The sequence below is a fragment of the Salinivibrio sp. MA427 genome, from assembly GCF_001996115.1.
GTDB lineage: Bacteria > Pseudomonadota > Gammaproteobacteria > Enterobacterales > Vibrionaceae > Salinivibrio > Salinivibrio costicola.
On the sequence record NZ_MUFH01000476.1, the window covers coordinates 1 to 2,374 of the forward strand.

At 39.7% G+C, this 2,374-nt stretch carries 1 pseudogene; it reads left to right on the forward strand.

The features are described from left to right. Window positions 1–1,592 precede the first annotated feature (1,592 nt). A pseudogene (locus BZG79_RS15720) lies at window positions 1,593–2,374 on the forward strand (phospholipase D-like domain-containing protein); the annotation flags it as partial.

Consider the following 2,374-nt stretch of genomic DNA (forward strand, 5'->3'; position numbering starts at 1 on the left):
CTCCTGAAGGCGAACTAGAAGAGAAAATCAATATCAGCGACTTAGTCGATATTGAAACGTTAGATATATGTTTAGACTTCCCTATTGATAAGGATCTAGCAAAAGCATCTGAGTCGCATGATAAAGTTGCAGAAGTAATTTACATAGCCGCGTTTGCAAAGTTTTTGCTTCACCGCGTTTGCCTTACTTATGTTGAAGTGAACAATGAATCTTATGCATTCGATATGTTTGAGGCTTTGAACACAACAGGAGAGCCTCTTACTGCCATTGAAACGTTTGTTCCTAAAGTAATTGAACACATCGGAGCCCAGAGAAAAAATGGGACTCCCGAAGAAGAAATTGAAGCGTCAATGGGTACTCTCAACTCCATCACGGAGCGCTTTGAAGGTACCATCAAAAGTAAAGAAAAAAACCTTAAAACTAAAGCTCTAATACTTGCCTTTGTTCGCGCATATCAAGGAAAAGTGAAAGTTACGAGCTTAAGAGATCAACGTGATGCAATGCTGAAAAGCTATGAAAACTGTCATTATAAAGACGAGTATTTAACCCAACTTGCAACAACTGCTGATTTTCTATTCGATCATTGGCAGGCTGCGGTGCCTAGTGTCGGAAATCTAGTAGAATCTAGCGAGCAGGATATTTCAAATCTATGTTTACGTTACCTCGTAGATATGAAACATGATATTGTTCAAAGCCTATTGGTACAGTTTGTATTAGCTGATGAAAAGTTTGGAGTAACCGGTACAGAGTATTCCGRCTTTGCAAAAGTGCTTAAGGCTGTAACTGCATTTAGCGTACTTTGGCGTGCGATGAGTGGTGGAGCTGATGGAATTGATGCTGTTTATAAAAAGTTACATGAACGCGGTGTGAGTCTAGACCAAAAAGGATATCAATTGGGTAGCGGGCCTCTGACGTCTGATCGATTTAATACCGATATTATTAAGCGTTTTTTTCGGGAAGAGCTAGAAGCAAAGATCAGTTCAAAAGGCTCTCCGAAAGAGGATGTTGATGAAAAGTGGCTTGATATCTGTTCTAAGCAACAGATTCTAACTAAGCCGAAGAGTATTAAAATGTTGCTCTTAGCTGGTATGCATGGCATCGAGCTTAACGGTATCCATCATGAGATTTCAAATAAACCGAGTACTGACTTTCTGACCACTATAATGTGGGAGCTACTTTCTGGTAAAGACGCTATTAAGAAGGTATTTAACGGTGGCTCTACTGAAGGGTGGGGTGATGATGAAATTGCTAACCCAGAAGNACCCAGAAGAGTACAACAAGATCGGTAACGTATTAATTGATGCTCGCAATGGGGTTTCCAGCACGAATCCACCGTCTTGGTACAATCTCAAACAACATCTACTCCAATCTTTATCCAATGATTCGATCGACAATATTGATGATATCTTATTGGCAGAGAACCAAATTTCTAATGAATCTAAGCGTAATGCTTCAATATTAATGCTAGAAAAAAAATTTGCAGATATTACGTTTGCGGATGAATGGACGAAGCAACATATTGATGAACGAGGTGTATTACTGCTGACTAACGCATGGCGAAATCTTACTCAATGGCTTGATTGGGAGTAATAATGCAGTTTTCAGCTCTTGGACTTCAAGCTAAGTATGACACCGATGAAGAAAGTATACTGGAGTGTGTACATATTCCCTTGCTCTCTTGTGCAAATCGCTATGATAGAGCTGTAGGTTATTTTTCAGCTGATGTTCTAGTTTCAGCAGCACAAGGACTGGAGCAGTTTATTCATTCTGAAGGTAAGATGCGCCTTATCATTGGTGACCCATTATCTGACAATGAGTATGAGGCAGTGATGGAGGGAGTATCAAATCCTTGTAAAACAAAGTCTCTTCAATTAGCTGACTTATTGCTTAGTAGTGACGAAATGAATCTGAAGCTATTGACATATATGGTGGCGAAAGGGCTACTTGAGATTAAGTTTGCCTTCACTCATCAAGGCATGTTCCACAAAAAAATAGGGATCTTTTATCAGCAGGATGAAATTGTTGTATTCAGTGGCTCAGCAAATGAAACCCTGGCTGGATTGTCTAAATATAACTCTGAGGAAGTTTCACTTTTTTTCAGTTGGCGTGAATCTTTTGCTGATTATGGCAAAGTCGAAGTGGATAATTTTAATGCGCTGTGGAGTGATACCAAGAAGCGAGCAAAAGTTGTTTCTATTGATTCAGAGGCTTACCAAAAAATTCAATCTGGTGTTGACCTTGACGCATTAAGTAGGGAGCTGTTTCCAGTCTCTTATCGAGCCAAAACTACTAAGCCTTTCTTCTCCTATAGTTTCCCTAAGTCGGAACAGAAGTTAGCTAAGTTAAATATTGAAGCTAAGACCCCACGTAAGCC